General features: G+C 73.6%; 19 protein-coding genes. 7 read left to right on the top strand and 12 right to left on the bottom strand.

Features of this window, described 5'->3' with window-relative positions:
• Positions 1 to 11: 11 nt before the first annotated feature.
• The 5 genes from ACQPZO_RS02735 to pdxH all read right to left on the bottom strand — a co-directional run bounded on the left by ACQPZO_RS02735 (position 12) and on the right by pdxH (position 4,087).
• Entirely contained in the window at positions 12 to 317 is a 306-nt protein-coding gene (locus tag ACQPZO_RS02735) for a type II toxin-antitoxin system VapB family antitoxin (protein WP_396669049.1), read from the bottom strand.
• A 218-nt stretch (positions 318 to 535) separates the two neighbouring features.
• Positions 536 to 1,138: a nitroreductase family protein gene (locus ACQPZO_RS02730; protein ID WP_433346706.1), complete on the bottom strand. Its 603-nt coding sequence runs from the start codon at positions 1,136 to 1,138 to the stop codon at positions 536 to 538.
• A 21-nt stretch (positions 1,139 to 1,159) separates the two neighbouring features.
• Positions 1,160 to 2,089, bottom strand: coding sequence for an aldose 1-epimerase family protein (locus ACQPZO_RS02725; RefSeq protein WP_433350754.1), 930 nt, complete (start codon positions 2,087 to 2,089; stop codon positions 1,160 to 1,162).
• Positions 2,090 to 2,099: 10 nt separating this feature from the next.
• Positions 2,100 to 3,404: an MFS transporter gene (locus ACQPZO_RS02720; protein ID WP_433346704.1), complete on the bottom strand. Its 1,305-nt coding sequence runs from the start codon at positions 3,402 to 3,404 to the stop codon at positions 2,100 to 2,102.
• Positions 3,401 to 4,087 carry a pyridoxamine 5'-phosphate oxidase gene (pdxH, locus tag ACQPZO_RS02715; RefSeq protein ID WP_433350753.1) on the bottom strand — a complete coding sequence of 229 codons (687 nt, stop codon included), beginning with the start codon at positions 4,085 to 4,087 and terminating at the stop codon, positions 3,401 to 3,403. The genes ACQPZO_RS02720 and pdxH overlap by 4 nt, the downstream gene beginning before the upstream one ends.
• A 246-nt stretch (positions 4,088 to 4,333) precedes the next feature.
• On the opposite strand from pdxH, the gene ACQPZO_RS02710 reads away from it, so the two are divergent.
• The 4 genes from ACQPZO_RS02710 (at position 4,334) to ACQPZO_RS02695 (ending at position 9,411) form a co-directional block, all read left to right on the top strand.
• On the top strand, positions 4,334 to 5,440 hold the full coding sequence (locus ACQPZO_RS02710) for a citrate synthase 2 (RefSeq protein ID WP_433346702.1): 1,107 nt from the start codon (positions 4,334 to 4,336) through the stop codon (positions 5,438 to 5,440).
• Positions 5,441 to 5,939: 499 nt separating this feature from the next.
• Entirely contained in the window at positions 5,940 to 7,067 is a 1,128-nt protein-coding gene (gene serC / locus ACQPZO_RS02705; protein ID WP_433346700.1) for a phosphoserine transaminase, read from the top strand.
• A 185-nt stretch (positions 7,068 to 7,252) separates the two neighbouring features.
• Positions 7,253 to 8,341 (top strand): septation protein SepH, encoded by a 1,089-nt coding sequence (sepH, locus tag ACQPZO_RS02700; protein ID WP_433346698.1) that lies wholly within the window; start codon positions 7,253 to 7,255, stop codon positions 8,339 to 8,341.
• An 83-nt stretch (positions 8,342 to 8,424) separates the two neighbouring features.
• Positions 8,425 to 9,411 (top strand): aldo/keto reductase, encoded by a 987-nt coding sequence (locus ACQPZO_RS02695; RefSeq protein WP_433346696.1) that lies wholly within the window; start codon positions 8,425 to 8,427, stop codon positions 9,409 to 9,411.
• A gap of 82 nt (positions 9,412 to 9,493) precedes the next feature.
• Here the strand turns inward: ACQPZO_RS02695 and thpR are convergent, their stop codons facing one another.
• The 5 genes from thpR to ACQPZO_RS02670 form a co-directional block, all read right to left on the bottom strand.
• On the bottom strand, positions 9,494 to 10,072 hold the full coding sequence (gene thpR / locus ACQPZO_RS02690; RefSeq protein ID WP_433346694.1) for an RNA 2',3'-cyclic phosphodiesterase: 579 nt from the start codon (positions 10,070 to 10,072) through the stop codon (positions 9,494 to 9,496).
• Positions 10,073 to 10,085: 13 nt separating this feature from the next.
• On the bottom strand, positions 10,086 to 10,595 hold the full coding sequence (locus tag ACQPZO_RS02685) for a hypothetical protein (RefSeq protein WP_433346692.1): 510 nt from the start codon (positions 10,593 to 10,595) through the stop codon (positions 10,086 to 10,088).
• A 126-nt stretch (positions 10,596 to 10,721) separates the two neighbouring features.
• Positions 10,722 to 12,002, bottom strand: coding sequence for an MFS transporter (locus ACQPZO_RS02680; RefSeq protein ID WP_433346690.1), 1,281 nt, complete (start codon positions 12,000 to 12,002; stop codon positions 10,722 to 10,724).
• A gap of 64 nt (positions 12,003 to 12,066) precedes the next feature.
• The gene (locus tag ACQPZO_RS02675; protein WP_433346688.1) at positions 12,067 to 12,516 is read right to left on the bottom strand and encodes a MarR family winged helix-turn-helix transcriptional regulator; all 450 of its coding nucleotides are present in this window, start codon (positions 12,514 to 12,516) and stop codon (positions 12,067 to 12,069) included.
• Between the two features lie 127 nt (positions 12,517 to 12,643).
• Positions 12,644 to 14,122, bottom strand: coding sequence for an NCS2 family permease (locus tag ACQPZO_RS02670; RefSeq protein WP_433350751.1), 1,479 nt, complete (start codon positions 14,120 to 14,122; stop codon positions 12,644 to 12,646).
• 89 nt (positions 14,123 to 14,211) lie between these two features.
• Between ACQPZO_RS02670 and ACQPZO_RS02665 the strand changes: the two genes are divergently transcribed.
• Positions 14,212 to 14,490 (top strand): DUF2530 domain-containing protein, encoded by a 279-nt coding sequence (locus ACQPZO_RS02665; protein ID WP_396669037.1) that lies wholly within the window; start codon positions 14,212 to 14,214, stop codon positions 14,488 to 14,490.
• 10 nt (positions 14,491 to 14,500) lie between these two features.
• Here the strand turns inward: ACQPZO_RS02665 and ACQPZO_RS02660 are convergent, their stop codons facing one another.
• Positions 14,501 to 15,337 carry a DUF3027 domain-containing protein gene (locus ACQPZO_RS02660; protein ID WP_433346686.1) on the bottom strand — a complete coding sequence of 279 codons (837 nt, stop codon included), beginning with the start codon at positions 15,335 to 15,337 and terminating at the stop codon, positions 14,501 to 14,503.
• A gap of 106 nt (positions 15,338 to 15,443) precedes the next feature.
• On the opposite strand from ACQPZO_RS02660, the gene ACQPZO_RS02655 reads away from it, so the two are divergent.
• The gene (locus ACQPZO_RS02655) at positions 15,444 to 17,126 is read left to right on the top strand and encodes an MFS transporter (protein ID WP_433346684.1); all 1,683 of its coding nucleotides are present in this window, start codon (positions 15,444 to 15,446) and stop codon (positions 17,124 to 17,126) included.
• A complete protein-coding gene (locus tag ACQPZO_RS02650; RefSeq protein ID WP_433346682.1) occupies positions 17,123 to 17,932 on the top strand; it encodes a futalosine hydrolase in 810 nt (269 codons plus the stop codon). Before ACQPZO_RS02655 ends, ACQPZO_RS02650 begins: the two co-directional genes overlap by 4 nt.
• Before the next feature lie 15 nt (positions 17,933 to 17,947).
• On the opposite strand, the gene ACQPZO_RS02645 is transcribed toward ACQPZO_RS02650, so the two are convergent.
• Positions 17,948 to 18,853, bottom strand: coding sequence for a GNAT family N-acetyltransferase (locus tag ACQPZO_RS02645; RefSeq protein ID WP_433346680.1), 906 nt, complete (start codon positions 18,851 to 18,853; stop codon positions 17,948 to 17,950).
• Between the last annotated feature and the right edge of the window lie 87 nt (positions 18,854 to 18,940).

Genomic DNA, 18,940 nt, shown 5'->3' with positions numbered 1-18,940 from the left:
GACAGCGATCCTCAGTTGGCCTGGCCGGAGAGCACCAGCACCCGGGCGTGGATCTGGTTGCGCTGCTGGAGGGCGGCGCGCAGCGCGCGGTGCAGCCCGTCCTCCAGGTACAGCCCGCCGTTCCACTGCACGACGTGCGGGAACAGGTCGCCGTAGAAGGTGGAGTCCTCGGCGAGGAGCTTGTCCAGCGCCAGCTCGCGCTTGGTGGTGATCAGCTGGTCCAGCCTCAGCGGGCGCGGTGGGATCTCCGCCCACTGCTTGAGCGTCAGGTTGTGGTCCGGGTAGGGACTCCCGTCCCGGACCGCTCTGAAGATCACGACGGTGCGCTCCCCTCCCCCTGACCGGGCCGACCCGCCGCGTCGGGTCGCATCGCGGTGTGGCGCCGCGCGTCGCGGCACCGATGACCGTGCCAGCGTAGCCGCCCGTGCCACACCGCGTTTTACTCCCTCATGTCGCATTCACTACTGCGGTGCCCCGGACCCGGCCGCCCGGACCGGGTCCGCGCCGCCGGTCGCGGTCGGTTCCGGCGGACCGGTCAGCTCCAGCGGCCCCGGTGGACCACCTCGTCGACCGGGCGGCGCCCCCGGCTCAGCGACGGCGACCGGTGGTCCGGCGCCCGGTAGCCGACGGTCAGCGCGCCGATCGGCTGGTACTCCTCCGGCACCCCGAACGCCTGCCGGTACGCGGCTGTGCGCTGGGGCGAAATGCCGAAGAAGCACGCGCCCAGCCCCTCGTCCACTGCGGTGAGCAGCATCAGCAGGGCGGCGAAGCCGGTGTCGACGTGCCAGTAGGGCACCGGCCAGCGCTCCGTCGAGCGGTCCGCCCAGCCCTTGTCCGGCTCGGCGTACCGCTCCAGGTACGCCGACCGGTTGGCGTGCGGCACGACGATCAGCGGCGCCCGCCGCATCCCGGCCAGCCACCGCTCCCGCCCACCGCCGTCCGGGGTGGTTGCCGCCCAGAACCGCTCCCGGTCCTCCGGCGCCTCCAGCACCAGGAATCCCCAGCCCTGGGCGAACCCGGCGGACGGGGCCCGGACCGCGTGGTCGAGCAGCCGCTCGACCACCTCGGGCGGGACCGGGCGGTCCGGGTCGTAGTTGCGCACCATCCGGCGTCGCCGGACGACCTCGGCGAACTCCATGTCGCTCCCTCGCGCGGCCGGTCAGGCCCCGGGACGGATGCCCCAGGCGCCCCGCCAGGTGTCCCCCGGCTCCAGCGTGATCACGTCCTTGCCCGAGCGGAACGCGTCCGGCGGGCAGGTCATCGGCTCGACGGCCACCGAGCGCCGGTGCCGCTCCCCGCCGAGGGTGTCCCCGGTGAAGACCTGCCACCAGCCGAACTCCCGGTCCGCCCAGATCCGCACCGCGACGGCGTCGTCCGGGGCGGCCAGGGTCACCGACGAGCCGCCGTCGGCGGCCCGGACCACCTCGCCGAAGGCCGCGTCGAGCACCGCGTCGCCGATCCTGCGCGGGCTGGTGTAGTCGTACTCGGTGCCGGCGACCGGGGTCGCCCCGACCGGCAGCAGCCGCCCGTCCAGCATCACCCGGGTCCGCCCGGGCACCTGGATCGAGATGTCGTCGACCGCCACCCCGGGCAGCCGCAGGTACGGGTGCATCGAGAAGCCGAAGGGGCAGGGCCCGTCGCCGACGTTGGTCACCTCGTGCTCGACGAGCAGGCCGTCCGGGCCCACGGCGTACCGGTTGCGCAGCCGCAGGCCCCACGGGTAGCCGGGGTGCGGCGGCAGGTCGTAACCGACCGTCACCGCGTCGTCGGCCTGCTCGACCAGGTGCCACCGCGCCCAGTTGACCAGGCCGTGGATGGCGTTGTTCCGGGTCGGCTCGGTCAGCGTGAGCTGCAACGACCGCCCCCCGAAGGAGTACTGCCCGTCGCGGATCCGGTTGGGCCACGGGGCCAGCACCTGCCCGGCCCCGCCGGGGCAGATCTCGTCGAGGTCGTACCCGTCGAGGTAGTCGGCCCCGTCGTGCCGGTATGTCCGTAGACCGCCGCCCACCTCCACGATGACGGCCTCGTGGCCGGCGGCGGAAATGGTCCACTGCGCGCCTGACGGCGGGGGGGTCGCGGCGTTCTGCATGCCGGTGACCTTAGCCGTTCGCTCCATGCGTACGCGGTGTGGCGGCCCGGTAGCGGAGCAGGGCCGGGAAGACCGCCGCCAGCAGCACCGCCAGCACCACCGCGGCCAGGCCGCCGCCGACCCAGGCGACGCCGGTGCCGAACCCGGCGGCCGTCGCCCCCGCGCGCAAATCGCCGAGGCGGGGCCCGCCCGCGACAACCACAGTGTTCACGCCCTGGAGCCGGCCGCGCATCCGGTCGGGCGCGTGCACCAGCAGCATCGTCTGCCGCAGCACGGCGCTGATCAGGTCGGCCGCGCCGGCCAGGGCGAGCAGCCCGACCACCAGCCAGAGCTGGCGGGCCAGCCCGGCGGCGGCGATGGCCACCCCCCAGCCGACCACGGCGAGGACCAGCGCCAGCCCCTGCCGGCGGAGCTGGCCGATCCAGCCGGAGGTGAGCCCGCCGAGCATCGACCCGATGGCGATCGCGCTGTAGAGCCACCCGACGGCAGCACCGCCGCCGAACCGTTCCTGGGCCACCTGGGGGAAGAGCGCCCGGGGCATCGCCAGCACCATCGCGATCAGGTCGATGACGAAGGAGAGCAGCAGCACGGGGGTCGCGGCCAGGTAGCGGAAGCCGTCCACGATGCTTCTCAGCCCCGCCCGGCGGGGCGCGGCGGAGCCGTCCGGGTCGGGCTCGGGGCGCAGCGCCGGCAGCCGGAAGGTGGCCCACAGCGAGACGGTGAAGAGCAGGGCGTCCACCGCGTACGCCACCGGCAGGCCGAGGCCCGTGCCCCAGCCGGCGAAGATCAGGCCGGCGGCCAACGGCCCGAACACCGAGGTGACGGTGTGGGTGGTGTAGTTGAGCGTGCTCGCCGCGGCCACCAGCTCCGTCGACACCAGGCGGGGCAGGATCGCGCTGCGGGTCGGCGAGGTGACCGCGAACGCGGTGGACTGCACCGCCACCAGGGTCAGCAGCAGCACCGGGCTGCCCACCCGCAGCAGGGCCTGGACCAGCAGCGCGAGCGTCGACGCCCAGAGCAGCGCCCCGCCGGCGAGCAGCACCCGACGGCGGTCCAGGACGTCGGCGACCGCCCCGCCCCACAACCCGAAGACCAGCAGCGGCAGGAACCCGGCGACGCCGAGCAGGCCGACCCAGAACGAGCCACCGGTCAGCGCGTACATCTCCACCGGCACCGCGACCGCGGTGAACTGGAAGCCGAACATGGCCACGGCGCTGCCGAGCCACACCCGCCGGTACGCGGGCACGCCGAGCGGCCGCAGGTCGATCGCCCAGCGGCGCGCCCCGGGCGGGCGGGCCTCCTTGACGGCGGTCACGGGGCCAGCCGCTCCACCACCCAGCCTCCGTCGCCGGCCGTCCCCGGGGCGGGCCCGGTGCGGCGGAACCGCAGCCGGTCGTGCAGCCGGCTGGCCCGGCCCTGCCAGAACTCCACCGTCTCCGGGCGCACCCGCAGCCCGCCCCAGTTCGGCGGGGCAGGGATCGGCTCCACCTCGGCGAAGCGCTCGGCCGCCGCCCGGTAACCGGCGTCCAGCGTGGCCCGGTCCGGGATCACCCGGGACTGGGCGCTGGCCCAGGCGCCGAGTTGGGAGCCGCGCGGCCGGCTGGCGTAGTACGCCTCGGTCTCGGCCCGGTCCACCGGCTCGATCCGCCCGGCCACCACCACCTGCCGATGCATCGCGAACCACGGGAAGACCAGGCTGGCGTACGGGTTGGCCAGCGCCTCGACGCCCTTGCGGGAGCCGTGGTTGGTGAACAGGACGAAGCCCGCCGCGTCGTACCGCTTGAGCAGGACGGTGCGGCCGCTGGGGCGGCCCTGGGCGTCGGCGGTGCCGAACACCATGGCGTTCGACTCGGGCAGCCGGGCGGCCACCGCGTCGGCGAACCAGCGGGCGAACTGGGCGTGCCAGTCGGCCGCCAGGTCCGCCTCGGAAAGGCCCAGGTCGGCGGCGTACTCGTTACGCATCCCCGCCGGCCCGGGTGTGTCACCCGTCACAGTCAGTCTCCCTCTCGTCGGACCGCCCGCATCCGCACCGCTGGCCAGCCCGCACCCCCCAGTCTCACCGAGGCCCGCCGGACGTCCACCGGCGGGGATGAGGCGTGCAGCACAGTCGCACTGGGTCGCGCAGTCGGTTACCCAGCAGGCAAGATGTCACGAACACGTCCCTGAGGATCGCCTAAGGCGCTCGACCGGCCGGGCCGGATGAGCCCGGGGCGGGCGCATCGAGCAGATCCAGGAGAGAGCGACATGGCCGACTTCAAACCGGGGCTGGAGGGCGTCGTAGCCTTCGAGACCCAGATCGCCGAGCCGGACAGGGCGGGGGGCGCGCTGCGCTACCGCGGCGTCGACATCGAGGACCTGATCGGTCAGCTCTCCTTCGGCAGCGTCTGGGCGCTGCTGGTCGACGGGCGCTTCGGGCCGGGGCTGCCGCCGGCCGAGCCGTTCCCGGTGCCGGTGCACTCCGGCGACATCCGGGTCGACGTGCAGTCCGCCGTCGCCATGCTCGCCCCGTACTGGGGGCTCAGCCAGCTGCTGGACATCTCCGACGAGCAGGCCCGCGAGGACCTGGCCCGGGTCTCGGTGACCGCGCTCTCCTTCGTCGCCCAGTCCGCCCGCGGCCTGGGCCTGCCGGCCGTGCCGCAGAAGGAGATCGACAAGGCCGAGACGATCGTCGAGCGCTTCATGAAGCGCTGGCGCGGCGAGCCCGACCCGCGGCACGTCAAGGCCGTAGACGCGTACTTCATCTCGGCCGCCGAGCACGGCCTGAACGCCTCCACGTTCACCGCCCGGATCGTCGCCTCCACCGGCGCGGACGCCGCGGCCTGCATCTCCTCCGGCATCGGCGCCCTCTCCGGCCCGCTGCACGGCGGCGCCCCCTCCCGGGTGCTCACCATGCTGGAGGCCGTCGAGCGCAGCGGGGACGCCGAGGGGTACGTCAAGGGCGTCCTGGACCGGGGCGAGCGGTTGATGGGCTTCGGCCACCGGGTCTACCGGGCCGAGGACCCGCGCGCCCGGGTGCTCCGCCGCACCGCCAAGGAGTTGGGCGCGCCGCGCTTCGAGATCGCCGAGGCGCTGGAGAAGGCCGCCCTGGCCGAGCTTCAGGCCCGCCGGCCGGACCGGGTGCTCGCCACCAACGTCGAGTTCTGGTCGGCCGTGGTGCTGGACTTCGCCGAGGTGCCGGCGCACATGTTCACCTCGATGTTCACCTGCGCCCGGATGGGCGGCTGGAGCGCGCACATCCTGGAGCAGAAGAAGCTCCAGCGGTTGGTCCGCCCGTCGGCCACCTATGTCGGCCCCAGCCCCCGCAAGCCGCAGCAGGTCGAGGGCTGGGACGCCATCCCGCACGGCGTCTGACCCGGGCATCCCCCCGGACGCAAGTCACCACCTGAATGCGCGACTCCCGTCCCTCCCGTCACCACCAACCCTCACCCCGGATGATCATGAAGTTATTGCCAGGATCTCGGGCGTGTCGTGGCAACAACTTCATGATCATCCGGGGTGGAGTGGGTCCGTCAGTGGACATGCGGCGCCGCTGACGGGCTGCCTGGAGTAGCTCGGGTGCGTGGCCGGGTGCGCGGCGCAGCCGCGCTAGTCGACAGGAGAAGGGGCCCCGCCCTCGGCGGGGCCCCTTCGCGTTGGCGGGAGGGCTGCCGCAGTCGTGCGGCCGGCGGGTGTGTCACACGCCTCACCGCCGGGTGTCCGGGTCGGCCCGGGTGCGAGGATGAATGCTCGGCAGAGCCGCCGGACCAGGAACGGATCCCGGCCAACCGTGCGTCCACGCACGCGACCGCCGTCGGTCCGCACCCGCCCATTCCAGACCGGGCCCCGCCCACGCGGAAGGATCTCGACAACCGTGGCTGACGCACCGACCATCCGGATTCCCGACGACATCAAGCCCACCGACGGGCGGTTCGGCTGCGGGCCGTCCAAGGTCCGTCCGGCGGCCGTCTCCGCCCTCGCCGACGCGGCGACCGGCTTCCTGGGCACCTCGCACCGGCAGAAGACCGTCCGGGACCAGGTCGCCCGGCTGCGGCGCGGCATCGCCGAGTTCTACTCCCTCCCCGAGGGCTACGAGGTGATCCTCGGCAACGGCGGCACCACGGCGTTCTGGGAGGTCGCCGCGTTCGGCCTGATCCGGGACCGGGCCCAGTTCGCCAGCTTCGGCGAGTTCGGCGCGAAGTTCGCCAAGTCGGTCAGCCAGGCGCCGTTCCTCGGCGAGCCGACCGTGCGCAAGTCGGAGCCGGGCAGCGCCCCGACGCTCGTGGCCGAGGCCGGGGTCGACGCGTACGGCCTCCCGCAGAACGAGACGTCGACCGGCGTGGCCGTGCCGATCAGCCGGGTGGCCGGTGCCGACGAGGGCTCGCTGCTGCTGGTCGACGCCACCTCCGCCGCGGGCGGCCTGGCGGTCGACGTGCGCGAGACCGACGTCTACTACTTCGCCCCGCAGAAGTGCTTCGCCTCCGACGGCGGCCTCTGGCTGGCCCTGATGTCGCCGGCCGCGCTAGAGCGGGCCACCGAGATCAAGGCCTCGGGCCGGTACATCCCGGCGTTCCTCGACCTGGTCACCGCGATCGACAACTCGCGGCTGGAGCAGACGTACAACACCCCGGCGCTGGCCACCATCTTCCTGGCCGCCGAGCAGACCGACTGGATGAACGAACAGGGCGGGCTGGACTGGGCCGCCAAGCGCACGGCCGAGAGCGCCGGCATCGTGTACGGCTGGGCCGAGCGCTCGGCCGTGGCGACCCCGTTCGTCACCGACCCGGCGCTGCGCTCCAACGTGGTCGCCACCGTCGACTTCGCCGACGGGGTGGACGCGGCGGCGATCGCCAAGGCGCTGCGGGCCAACGGGATCGTCGACACCGAGCCGTACCGGAAGCTGGGCCGCAACCAGCTCCGCATCGCGCTCTACCCGGCGGTCGAGCCGGCCGACGTGGAGGCGCTGACCGCCTCGATCGACTACGTCGTCGAGCGGCTCTAGGCACCGTCACACTGGGTGGCCGCCGGGCCGTCGACGGTTACCCAGTGTGATCATCCTCGCAGCCCGTCCGCGACATGCGGGTGTCGGTTCCCCCACCTGGTGACGGATGGGCGTACCGTGGTGCGAGACGCCCGGGTGGCCGACTCGTGGCGTGCGGCCAGCGAAGCGGGACGGAGGCAACGCTCATGCGCCCAGTACGCTTCGTCGCCCTCTCCGAGGACGGCCAGGCGCTGGTGCTCGCCGACGAGGTCGGGCGACTGCTCGCCCTGCCCATCGACGAGCGGATCGCCGGTGCCATGCACGCCGAGCCGGGTGCCCCCCCGCTCGCCGTGGTGTCGAACACCGCCGACCTGGTGCCGTCGCTGTCCCCGCGCGACATCCAAGCCAAGATCCGCTCCGGCGAGTCGGCCGAGGACGTGGCCCGCATCGCGGGCGTCCCGGTCGACCGGGTGCTGCGCTACGCCGGCCCCGTGCTCCAGGAGCGGGCGATGCTCGCCCAGCACGCCCGGCGCACCCGGCTCAAGGGCGCCGAGAAGCCGACCCCGCTGGCCGACGTGGTCAACGGCCGGCTGGCCCAGCACGGGATCGACACCGAGAAGATCTCCTGGGACGCGTACCGTCGCGACGACGGCACCTGGCGGATCATCGCCACCTGGCCGTCGGGCAAGGCCACCGCGCAGGCGGTGTGGGACCTGGACAAGACCCGGCAGAACGTCACCCCGCACGACGACATGGCGCAGTACCTGTGCGCCGAGCGCCCCACCCCGATCCTCGGGCAGGAGCCCGCGCCGGAGCGGGGCGGCCACGCGCTGCCCGGCCCGTCGCGCGCCGAGCCGGGCCGGGGCGGGCACGGGCTGCCTGCGGCTGCCGGCGATCACGGCCGCCCGGGGCGGGACCCGATCCGCGCGGGGCGGGACGCCCTGCTCGCCTCGCTGGACCGTCCACTCGGCTCGACGTCCGGGCGCGGCCTGGAGCCGCGCACGCCGGCGGCGCTGGCCGGGTCCGACGCGCCCCGGCAGCGGCCGGTCGGCGGCGGGGCGGCGGCCCTGCTCGGCGGCGGCCAGGGCTCCGCGTTCGACGACGACTCGGACGCCCCGAAGGAGATCCCGGCCGTTCCGTCGCTGGCGGTGCTCCGGCCCCGCCGCACGGGGTCCGCTGCAGCGGCGGCCGGCGGGAACGAGTCGACCGACGCCTCCGGCAAGCCCCGCAAGCGGCTGCCGAGCTGGGACGACGTCCTCTTCGGCAGCGGCCCGGCGGCCCGCGAGTCCTCCTGACCCACCCGTTTGCCGGGGGTGTGCCCGCCAGCCCCCGGCGAACGGCGAGGCACTCGAAGTACGCCCGTGGCAGGGTGGGTCGCATGGAGTACACGAATCTGGGACGCACCGGGCTCTCGGTGAGCCGGCTCTGCCTCGGCACCATGAACTTCGGGCCACAGACCAGCGAGCCGGACAGCTTCGCCGTCATGGACCGGGCGCTGGAACACGGCATCAACTTCTTCGACACCGCGAACGTGTACGGCTGGCAGACCGGCGAGGGGATCACCGAGCAGATCATCGGCCGTTGGTTCGCCCAGGGCGGCGGCCGGCGGGACAAGGTCGTCCTGGCCACCAAGGTCTACGGCAAGATGGGCGAGTGGCCCAACGAGCAGGGCCTGAGCGCCCGGCACATCGTCCGGGCCTGCGAGGACTCGCTGCGCCGGCTCCAGACCGACGTCATCGACCTGTACCAGATGCACCACGTCTCCCGGGTCACCCCGTGGGAGGAGGTCTGGCAGGCCATGGAGACCCTGGTCGCCCAGGGCAAGGTGATCTACGTCGGTTCGTCCAACTTCGCCGGTTGGCACATCGGGCAGGCGCAGGCGGCGGCCGAACGGCGCAACTTCCTCGGCCTCGTCTCCGAGCAGTCGATCTACAATTTGCTGACCCGCCACGTCGAGTTGGAGGTGGTCCCGGCCGCCCAGCACTACGGCCTCGGCATCATCCCCTGGTCGCCGCTGCACGGCGGTCTGCTGTCCGGGGTGCTGCGCAAGATGGCCGAGGGCGGGGCCGCCCGGGGCACCAGCGGCCGGGCCGCCGAGGGCCTGGCGGAACACCGGCCGGCAATCGAGGCGTACGAGAAGTTCTGCGCGGAGCTCGGCCACGACCCGGCGGACGTGGCGCTCGGCTGGCTGCTCTCCCGGCCGGGGGTGACCGCCCCGATCATCGGCCCGCGCACCCTCGACCAGCTCGACCGGTCGCTGGGCGCGCTGGACGTGCGGCTCGACGAGGCGGCGCTGGCCCGGCTCGACGAGCTGTTCCCGCCGGTCGGCAAGGGCGGCCCGGGCCCGGAGGCGTGGGCCTGGTGACGGGTCCGTGACCAGCTGTTGAGCGGGGCGTGCCGGCCCCCCACGTGGGGGGCCGGCACGCCACCGGCCTGCGGAACGGGCCTCAGACGGGCCAGGCCGCCAGCCGGTCGTACGTCGGCCGGGGCCCCTGGTGGCTGCGGGCCAGCACCAGTTCGGCGGCCGGCCACCGCGGCCCCAGGTAGTCGTGCAGGGCCTCCCGGTCGGCGGCCACGTCGGCGCGGTCGATCCGGTCGCCGGGCCGGGCGATGGTCAGGTGCGGGCGGAACGGCTTCTCGTCGTGCGGCAGCCCGCCCCGGCTCAGCCCGATCCGGACCAGCCGGGCCAGGACGCGAAGCGCCTCGACGTCGCCGCGCACGTCCACCCAGAGCACCGTGAGCCTGCCCTCGCCGAAGCTTCCACCGCCGCCGAGCCGCAGCACCGGTGAGCCGACCCGGCCGGCCCGGAACGTCTCGGCGGCGATCCCGAGGGCGCTCTCCGCATCGACCAGCCGGCCCGCGTCCACCTCGCCGAGGAAGGCGAGGGTGAGGTGCGCGTTCGCGGGGTCGGCGAGCCGGACGTCGGTGCCGACCGCAGCCGCCCGGCCGACCCGCAGCCGGGTCACCTCGGCGGTCAGGTCGGCGACGGCCGCAGCCGGCGGGTAGACCGCGACGAACAGCCGCATCCGGGTACGCCGTTCAGTGGCGCCGCTGGCGGTGCGGGGCGCGGGCTGCGGGCAGGGTCAACCCGGCGGCGTGCAGCGCCCCCTCGACCCGGACCCGCTCGATCTCCCGGTCGACGCCGGTCAGCTCGCCCAGGTGCTCGGTGAGCCCCAGGCACCGGCAGGCCGCCCGGAGGTGCTCGTCGTACGCGTCGAGGACGGCGGCGTGCCAGATCACCGCCCGGCCGACCTGGTTGACCCGGTGACCGCCGAAGCGGCGCAGATCGGCGGCGATCTCCTGGAGGGACCGGCGATCGGCCCGGTCGAACTCGGTCAGGTCGATGCCCCGGGTGAGCGAGTCGGCCTCGACGGCCCGGTCCAGTCGGGCGACGGTTCGGCGTTCCCGGCGGCGTTCGCGCCACTCGGCGTACCCGCAGGCGACCCGGTCGATGATCTCGTCGGCGCAGAAGAGCAGCGCGAAGGCAACCGGCAGGCTCGCGACAGCGGCGAACGCCAGGACGAGGAAAATCGCGCGGCCTACCTCCACGCATCGACGCTAAGCCCCCGCAGGCCTGCCCGCTACCGCATCCTTGACATCCAGTCCTATCAATTTCTCACCCACCCGTGGGCGAAGGGCCTGCTCGGCGTGGGGTGTCCGACAGGGGACCTTCCGTCACTCCGGGGAGACGACGTAGAAACGGGGCATCGGGAGAATCCGCAGGCGCAGGCGGGCACCCGAGCGGCGCAGCTGCCAGGCGAGCGCGATCAGCGCGGTGGCCAGCGAGATCAACCCGCCGATCCAGATGCTCGCCCCGGCACCGAAGGTCTCGGCGACCCAGCCGATCAGCGGTGCGCCGACCGGGTTGGTGCCGAGGAAGACCAGCACCCACAGCGCCATGACCCGACCCCGGAACGCGGCGTCGGTGCCGAGCTGCACCCGCTGGTTGGCGGCCTGGGCGAAGAACACCATGAAGAACCCGGCGGGCAGCAGCAGCGTCACCACCATCCAGTACGCCGGCACGACCCCGACCAGGGTGCCGAAGACGGCACAGCCGATCGCCGCGCCCAGCACCACCCAGACCGACGGGCGGCTGCGCCGCCCGGTGCCGGCCAGCGCCCCGCCCAGCGCGCCGACGGCCAGGGCCGTGCTGAACAGGCCGAAGGAGGCGGCGCCGGTGTTGAACACGGTCTTGGCCAGGGCGGCCAGGGTGAGCTGGAAGTTGAACAGGCTCATCCCGATCACCGACATCACCGCCATCGGCAGCAGCAGGTCGGGGCGGCGGGCGACGTACCGCAGCCCGTCGACCACCCGGGCGGAGTTCCGCTCGTTGACCGGCGGCAGGGCCTCGCGGTACAGCTCGGCGGGGCGCATCCGGACCACGTTGGCCAGCGGGGCCAGCGAGCTGACCGCGGTGAACAGGAACACCGGGCCGACGTCCACGACGGCGATGGCCAGGCCGGCCACGGCCGGGCCGACGATCCGGGCCGAGTTGAACACGGCGGCGTTGAGCGACAGCGCGTTGGGCAGCAGGGATGTGCCGACCAGCTCGGAGACGAACGCCTGCCGCACCGGGGTCTCCACCGCGTTCGCTACGCCGAGCAGGGCCGCGAAGACGAAGACGTGCCAGAGTTCCACCAGGCCGGTGAACACCAGCAGGCTCATCCCGAACGCCAGCACCGTCCAGAACACGTTCGCGACGAACAGCAGCAGTCGCTTGTCGTACCGGTCGGCGAGCCGCCCGGAGATCAGGGTGAGCAGCAGCACCGGGGCGAACTGGAGCGCGGTGACGAAGCCGAGCGCGGTGGCGGAGTCGCCCGAGAGCTCAAGGACGAGCCAGTCCTGGGCTATGAACATCATCCAGACGCCGATCATCTTGATCAGCTGCCCGGACGCGAAGAGCCGGTAGTTGCGGACCTGCAATGACTGGAACATCGTGCTCAGCTTCGCCTGCACCCTGTGTGCGCCTCCTCGGTCGTACGCGTCATCGACGGCGGACGGCGCGGGCGCGGTGGCGCGGTCAGGCGCGGGCGAGCTGCTGGAGGATCTCGGACGCCCTCTGCAATGTCTCCCGGTCGGACTCGGTGAACTCGGCAAGCCGGTGGGCCAGCCACTCGTCCCGGACCCGCTCGAACTGGTCGAGCACGGCCTGCCCCCCCTCGCTCGCCGAGAGGATGACCTGCCGGCGGTCGGTCGGATGGGGGGTACGCAGCACGAGGCCGCGCTCCTCCAACTTCGCCACGATCTTGGTCATCGTCGGCGGTTGCACCCGCTCGACGTCGGCCAGTTCCCTGGGCGTCAACGCGCCCGCCAGCCTGAGGCTGGTGAGCGCGGAGAGCTGAGTGACCGTCAGGTCGCCCACCGGGCGGGCCTGTCGGACCCGCCGGTTGAGCCGGGTTATCGCATCGCGCAACTGGGGGGCCAGTTGCGCCGGTGGCACGCGCTTCGCCGTCACCGTCCGCTCCGTCACGATAGTTAGCCTAGCTAATAAGCCTTGCTAAGGACATCCGATATGACCATGCTCACCAGGGAGTTCATGACCGAAAGGCCGGGGTACCCGAATAGGGCACCCCGGCCCGGCCGACCACGCTGGGTTGTCAGAGCACGACGGACTCGATCGGCCCGCGCAGGAAGTACAGCACGAAGAGCACGGCCACCCCGTACAGCAGGGGGTGCACCTCCCGGAACTTCCCCTTCGCGAGCTTGACCACCACGAAGGAGATGACGCCGGCGCCGATGCCGTTGGAGATCGAGTACGTGAACGGCATCAGGGCGATGGTGAGGAACGCCGGGATGGCGATCTCGTAGTCGGTCCAGTCGATGGTCCGCACCGCGGTCATCATCAGGAAGCCGACCACCACCAACGCCGTGGACGCCGCCTCGAACGGCACCACCAGGGACAGCGGCGCGAGGAACATCGCAAGCAGGAACAGCACGCCGGTGACCAAGTTGGCCACGCCGGTCCGCGCGCCCTCCGCGACACCGGCGGCGCTCTCGACGTACGACGTGTTGCTGGAGACGCTCGCCGCGCCACCCGCCGCCGCCGCGATCGAGTCGACCAGCAGGATCTCCTTGGCCCGCGGCGGGGTGCCCCGCTCGTCGAGCATGCTGCCCTCCTGGCCGATGGCGACCATGGTGCCCATCGTGTCGAAGAAGTCCGTGATCAGCAGCGTGAAGACGAACATCAGCGGGATCAGCCAGCCGACCCGGCTCCAGGAGTCCAGCACGTTGAAGTTGCCCAGCAGCGACAGGTCAGGGACGTCCACGACCTTCTTCGGCAGCTCCGGCACGTTCAGCGCCCAGCCGTGCGGGTTGGGCTTGCCGTTGACGAAGGACGGGCCGACGTTGGCCACGGCCTCCACGATGATCGCCATCACGGTCGAGGCGAGGATGCCGATCAGGATCGCGCCCCGGACCCGGCGGACCACCAGCACGATCGTGATCAGCAGGCCCACCACGAAGACCAGCAGCGGCCAGCTGACGATCTTGCCGTTGATGCCGAGCCCGACCGGGACGGTCGTGTTCGCCACGTCCGGGACGCGGCGGACGAAGCCGGCGTCGACCAGGCCGATGATGGTCAGGAAGAGGCCGATACCGACGCCGATCGCGGTCTTGAGCTGGGTGGGCACCGCGCGGAACACCGCGGTACGCAGACCGGTGAGCACCAGGATCGCGATGAGCACACCCTCGATCACCACCAGGCCCATCGCGTCGGCCCAGGTCATCTGTGGGGCGATCTCGTACGCGACCAGCGCGTTCACGCCCAGGCCGGCGGCCAGCGCCATCGGGAACCGGCCGACGACCCCCATCAGGATGGTCATCAGGCCGGCGACCAGCGCCGTCGCGGCGGCCAGCGCGGGGATGGCCAGCTTCTTGCCGTCGCCGTCGACGGCGCCGCCGAGGATCAGCGGGTTGAGCACCACGATGTAGGCCATCGTGAAGAAGGTCGCCAGACCACCTCGGACCTCGCGGCTCAGCGTCGAGCCGCGGGCGGTGATCTCAAAAAATCGGTCGAACCCGTTACGGGGGTGGGCTGGATCGGGTGCATTGCCTTCGTGCGGCGGCGCAATGGCCATCTGGTCCTCGCAGGTGATCTTCCGTCTGTCGCGCGCATCGTCGCAGATCACCGGCCACCTGCAAAAGTTGGTCGCGTACGCTTGCCCCCGTGCGACAGGAGCAACCGCCGCGGCCCGAGCCGCTCGACCCGCCGATGGTGCCGTTCGCGGTCGCCGGGCTGGCGGTCTGGGCGGTGGTCGGTCTGGTGCTGCTGATCTTCTTCCGGACCTGGCTCACCGAGCATGGCCGTCAGGACTGGCTCTGGACGTGCCTGGCCGGCTTCCTCTGGGGCTTTCCCGGTCTGGCCGTGATGATGCGCCACGACGCCAACCGGCGTCGCCGCCGCGCCGCAGCTCAGACCGTCCGCCCGGACGACGCCGGCCGCTGACGCCGCCCGGTCAGGGGCCGTACGGCTCGGCCGGCTCCGCCGCCACCGAGCCCGGGGCCCAGCTCACCGACACCGGCTCGCTCACCGACATCGCCTCGACCGCGCTGTCGTCGTACACGGTGGGCAGTTCGTCGACCGGGGTGTCGGGGGTCTCCATGAGGGTCTCCGAGTGCGCGCCGCAGCCGTGGTCGGCGCTGACCACCCGGCCGTCGTCGGGGGCGTAGAAGTTGCCGCACGCGCCGAAGGACTGCCGCAGCGAGCCGGCCAGCGGCAGGTAGAAGCCGCAGGTGCCGCAACGGGCCGCCGCCGGGGCGGCCGCGGAGATCGACGCAGCGGGCCCGTGGTCGCCCTCGTACCAGCGCTGGGCGGTCTCGGCGCGGCCCTCCCGGGAGAGCACCCGGGGGCGGCCGAAGCCAAGCTCCCAGGCGGTCTCCTCGACGGCGGGGTCGTCGGAGAGCACGTACCCGGGGGCGAGTCGCTCGTCGTCCGGCGAGGTGGGCAGCAGGTCGCCGGGGCCGAGGTCGCCCGGCTTGAGCCGCTCCTGCCAGGGCAGCCAGCCGGGGGCGAGCAACGCGTCCGGGCCGGGCAGCAGGACCGTCTCGCAGATGGTGACGTTCCGGCTGCGCGGCACCCGGGTCACCGTTACCGCCCACCGCCAACCGCGATAACCGGGCAGCAGGCACTCGAAGTAGTGGGTGACGAGCCGGTCGGCCTCGGCAACGGACTGGAGGTGGTCACCGACGACGTCGGAGGGCTCCACCTCGGTGATTGCGTCGCGGGCCACCTCGACGGCGGCGGCGCAGACCTGGTCGAGGCGGGCGGCACGGGCGGAGGCGGGCCTGGTCACTCAACCATTGTCCCCCATGCGCGGCGACGACCGACAGGCACTCCCCGGAGCGTGTTCTCCGATGGTGGTCGCGCGGGGGTGGGGCGGATGGGCGAGGATGGTGCACATGCCGTTGTTCTCCCGCTCCGAGCGGTCCCTACTCGGGCGGACCGTCGGCACCGGCATCCGCGCCGCCCGCCTGCTGCTGCGCGGATCCGCGCGAGGCGGGCGCTGGATGACCCGCCGGGCCGGCTCGGCCCGGACCAGGGGCGCCGGCGGCGAGGTCGGCATGGTGCGCCTGTTCGACCTGCACGCGGTCTCCTGTGCGGGGGACACCCTGATCGCGATCGGGCTCGCCGGCACGATCTTCTTCGAGGTGCCGCTCGGCGAGGCGCGCAGCAAGGTGGCGCTGTACCTGCTGGTCACGATGGTGCCGTTCGCCATGCTCGCGCCGGTGGTCGGCCCGCTGCTGGACCACTTCCGGCACGGCCGGCGGTACGCGCTCGCCGCCACCATGCTCGGCCGGGCCTTCCTCGCCTGGATGATCTCCGACCACATGGGCGGCTTCGGCCTCTACCCGGCGGCCTTCGGGGTGCTCGCGCTCTCCCGGGCGTACGGGGTGGCCCGCTCTGCGGCGGTGCCCCGGCTGCTGCCGGAGGGGCTCGGGTTGTCCCAGGTGGGCGCGCGGGCCAGCGTCTACGGCACCATCGCCGGCGGGCTGGTCGCCCCGATCGGGCTGGCCGCGTTCTGGTTCGGCCCGCAGTGGCCGCTCCGAGTCGCCTCGGTGATCTTCCTGGTCGGCATGGTGATCGCGCTGCGGCTGCCGCCCCGGGCGGACTCGGAGCCACCCGAGCGGGTCCCCCGCCCGCTGCGGTCGCTCGGCCGGCGGGCCGCCGGGGACCGTCCGCTGGGGCGCGGTCGACCGGCCGGCCGGCTCGTCATCGCCACCCTGATCGGTGCGGCCCTGCCCCGCGCGGTGTACGGCTTCCTGCTGCTCTTTCTCGCGTTCGCGCTGAGGAAGGGCGACCTGACGACCGACTTCTTCGGCCGGGACCTGAGCCCGGAGGTGGCGCTCGGCCTGGTCGGCGGGGCGCTGGCCGTGGGCACCTTCCTGGCCACGGCGGTCGGCACCCGGCTGCGCATCCACCGGCCCACCGCGATCCAGTCCAGCAGCATGATCATCGTGGCCGGCACGGCCGTCCTGGCCACCATCCAGTTCTCGCTGCCGATGGTGGCACTGCTCTGCCTGGTCGCCGCGCTGGCCAGCGGGGTGGCGAAACTGTCGGTCGACGCCTCCATCCAGGAACGCATCCCGGAGCGGCTGCGGGCCAGCTCGTTCGCCCACTCCGAGACGGCCCTGATGCTGGCCTTCGTGGCCGGCGGCGGCCTCGGCCTGGTCCCGCTCGACGGACGGCTCGGCATCGCCGTCGCCGCCGGGGTCGGCGTGCTCGCCGCCGCCCGGGGCGTGTACGTCGCCGGGAAGCTCCGCGACGAGCGGCTGATCGGCCGCCCGCTCGGCGACGACGAGCTGACCGAGGAGACCGCCGCAGCCCCGCCGGACGCCGACGACACGGCGGCGGACGTCGCCCCGATCTCACCCGCACCGGCCCCACCCGGCCCGCCCTCACCCGACCGGTCCGCGCCCGACCCGGTCCGGGGTCCCGACGCCGATCCGGCCGACGACCCGGCCCTCGCCCCGCCCGGGTACCACATCTACCGGCCCTCCTCCGCCGCCTTCGGCTCCGGCTCCGGCGGCCCGGGCGGGGTCGACGACGAGACCCGCCGCGAGCCCCGGGACCCGGTGTCGTGACCGGAACCACCGCCGCGCGGACCACCGCCGGAGGGCTGCTCGTGGTGACCGCGGTGCCGGCCGAGGCCGAGGCGGTCCGCGCCGGCCTTCCGGCCCCCACGCCGAGCCGCCCAGGCTCGTCGAGCGCGGGCCCGGGGACAGGGGCAGGAGCAGGCCCAGGGGCAGGAGCAGACCCAGGGGCAGGAGCAGGGCCGGGGGCAGGAGCAGGGCCACCGCCGCCAGGCCCCGCAGTCACCGTCGTGCCGGTCGGGGTGGGACCGGCCGTCGCCGGGGCCGCCACCGCCCGGCTGCTCACGCTCGCCGAGGCCGCCGGCCGCCCGTACCGGGCCGTGATCAGCGCGGGGATCGCCGGCGGCTTCGTCGGCCGGGTGGCGGTCGGCGGCACGGTACTCGCCACCCGCAGCATCGCGGCGGACCTCGGCGCCGAGTCACCGGAAGGCTTCATCCCGGTGGACGAGCTGGGTATGCCGTCCGAGCTGCTCGGCGGCGGCAGCGTCGTGCCCGCCGACCCGGAACTGCTCGCCGCGCTGCGCGCCGCTCTGCCGTGGGCGACCGTGGGCGCGGTACTCACCGTCAGCACGGTGACCGGCACCTCCGCCAGCACCGAGGCCCTGGCCGACCGGCATCCGGACGCGGTGGCCGAGGCCATGGAGGGGTACGGGGTGGCGGTCGCCGCCGCCCAGGCCGGCCTGCCGTTCGCCGAGCTGCGCACCGTCTCCAACCCGATCGGCCCGCGCGACCGGGCTTCCTGGCGGCTGCGCGAGGCGTTCGCCGCCCTCACGGCGGCCACCACCGCACTGGTCTGAGCCAGGGCCGGGCCGTCAGCACGCCCACCGGGGCGGTGAGCGGTCGAGGCGAAGCGCGTAGGGCCGGCTCGCCTCCAATCGGTACCCGCAGGCCAGCAGCAGATCGACGCCACCGAAGTCGGCGACGGCGTGCGCCACACGGAGCCCCGTTCGGTCCATCTCCACGGTGAGCGCCTCCACCAGCCGCCGCCCGATGCCGAGCCGGCGACACGCCCCGGTCACCAGGACGCCGTCCAGCACGATCTCCCGCTCCCCGGCATCGATCAGGTCGCCGTACAGCAGGCGAGGGTTGCGCTCATGGGCCCGTAGCTCGCCGAGCACCCGGCCGTCGGGCAGCTCCGCCACGAACCGCCAGCACGTCGAGGGCAGGCCCTCGTCGGTGACCCGGCGCACCGCCACTTCGCGGCGGATCCGGTCGGCCCACCGGCGCTGGTCCCGGTAGCGGCGACTCAGCTCGTACGTCGCAGCCGGCATCGGTCGCGGGAACCGCTCCGGGGGCAGCTTGTACCACTCCGCCCACCAGGCTCCCGGCCAGTCCTTTGGGTCGTGCACCTCCCAGACGTCCAGGTGCGCCGGGTACCGCCGCCCCGCCTCGTCCCGCATCCCGTCGTGCGGCACCCCCGGCACCGCCACCACCTCGGGCGGCCGGTCCCCGGGCCCGTCCCCGGGCCGCCCGACCAGCAGCCGGCCTCCCGCCGCCCGCACCAGACGCTCCACGGTACGCAGCCTCGGATCGGCCGCGTCCCCCGACTCGATCCGGGCAACCGTGCTCTTCGGCACGCCGGCCCTGGCCGACAGCTCCCGCTGGCTCAGGTCGGCCTGTCGGCGCAGGGCCCGAAGCACGGCCGCGACGTCGACCGCCTGATCGTCGATCTCGGTCGGCCTGCAGTCCCGCCCGGCGGTACCTGTTGAATTCTCCACGCATCGATGGTCGGCGGCGGCTGCCGGACCATCAACACCCAACCGAAACCTGTGGACAGACCTGTGGACAACAGCCCTCGGCGGTGG

This window comes from Micromonospora sp. CA-111912 (assembly GCF_050948415.1).
Taxonomy (GTDB): domain Bacteria; phylum Actinomycetota; class Actinomycetes; order Mycobacteriales; family Micromonosporaceae; genus Micromonospora.
The sequence above is the reverse complement of the archived record's forward strand: the minus strand, read 5'-3'. Positions and strand labels throughout refer to the sequence as shown.

Excerpts from the sequence above, each read along its gene's own strand:
- ACQPZO_RS02730 (WP_433346706.1), bottom strand. The coding sequence starts at position 1,138 with ATGGAGTTCGCCGAGGTCGTCCGGCGACGCCGGATGGTGCGCAACTAC.
- ACQPZO_RS02725 (WP_433350754.1), bottom strand. The coding sequence starts at position 2,089 with ATGCAGAACGCCGCGACCCCCCCGCCGTCAGGCGCGCAGTGGACCATT.
- ACQPZO_RS02710 (WP_433346702.1), top strand. The coding sequence starts at position 4,334 with ATGGCCGACTTCAAACCGGGGCTGGAGGGCGTCGTAGCCTTCGAGACC.
- sepH (WP_433346698.1), top strand. The coding sequence starts at position 7,253 with ATGCGCCCAGTACGCTTCGTCGCCCTCTCCGAGGACGGCCAGGCGCTG.
- ACQPZO_RS02695 (WP_433346696.1), top strand. The coding sequence starts at position 8,425 with ATGGAGTACACGAATCTGGGACGCACCGGGCTCTCGGTGAGCCGGCTC.
- thpR (WP_433346694.1), bottom strand. The coding sequence starts at position 10,072 with ATGCGGCTGTTCGTCGCGGTCTACCCGCCGGCTGCGGCCGTCGCCGAC.
- ACQPZO_RS02670 (WP_433350751.1), bottom strand. The coding sequence starts at position 14,122 with ATGGCCATTGCGCCGCCGCACGAAGGCAATGCACCCGATCCAGCCCAC.
- ACQPZO_RS02655 (WP_433346684.1), top strand. The coding sequence starts at position 15,444 with ATGCCGTTGTTCTCCCGCTCCGAGCGGTCCCTACTCGGGCGGACCGTC.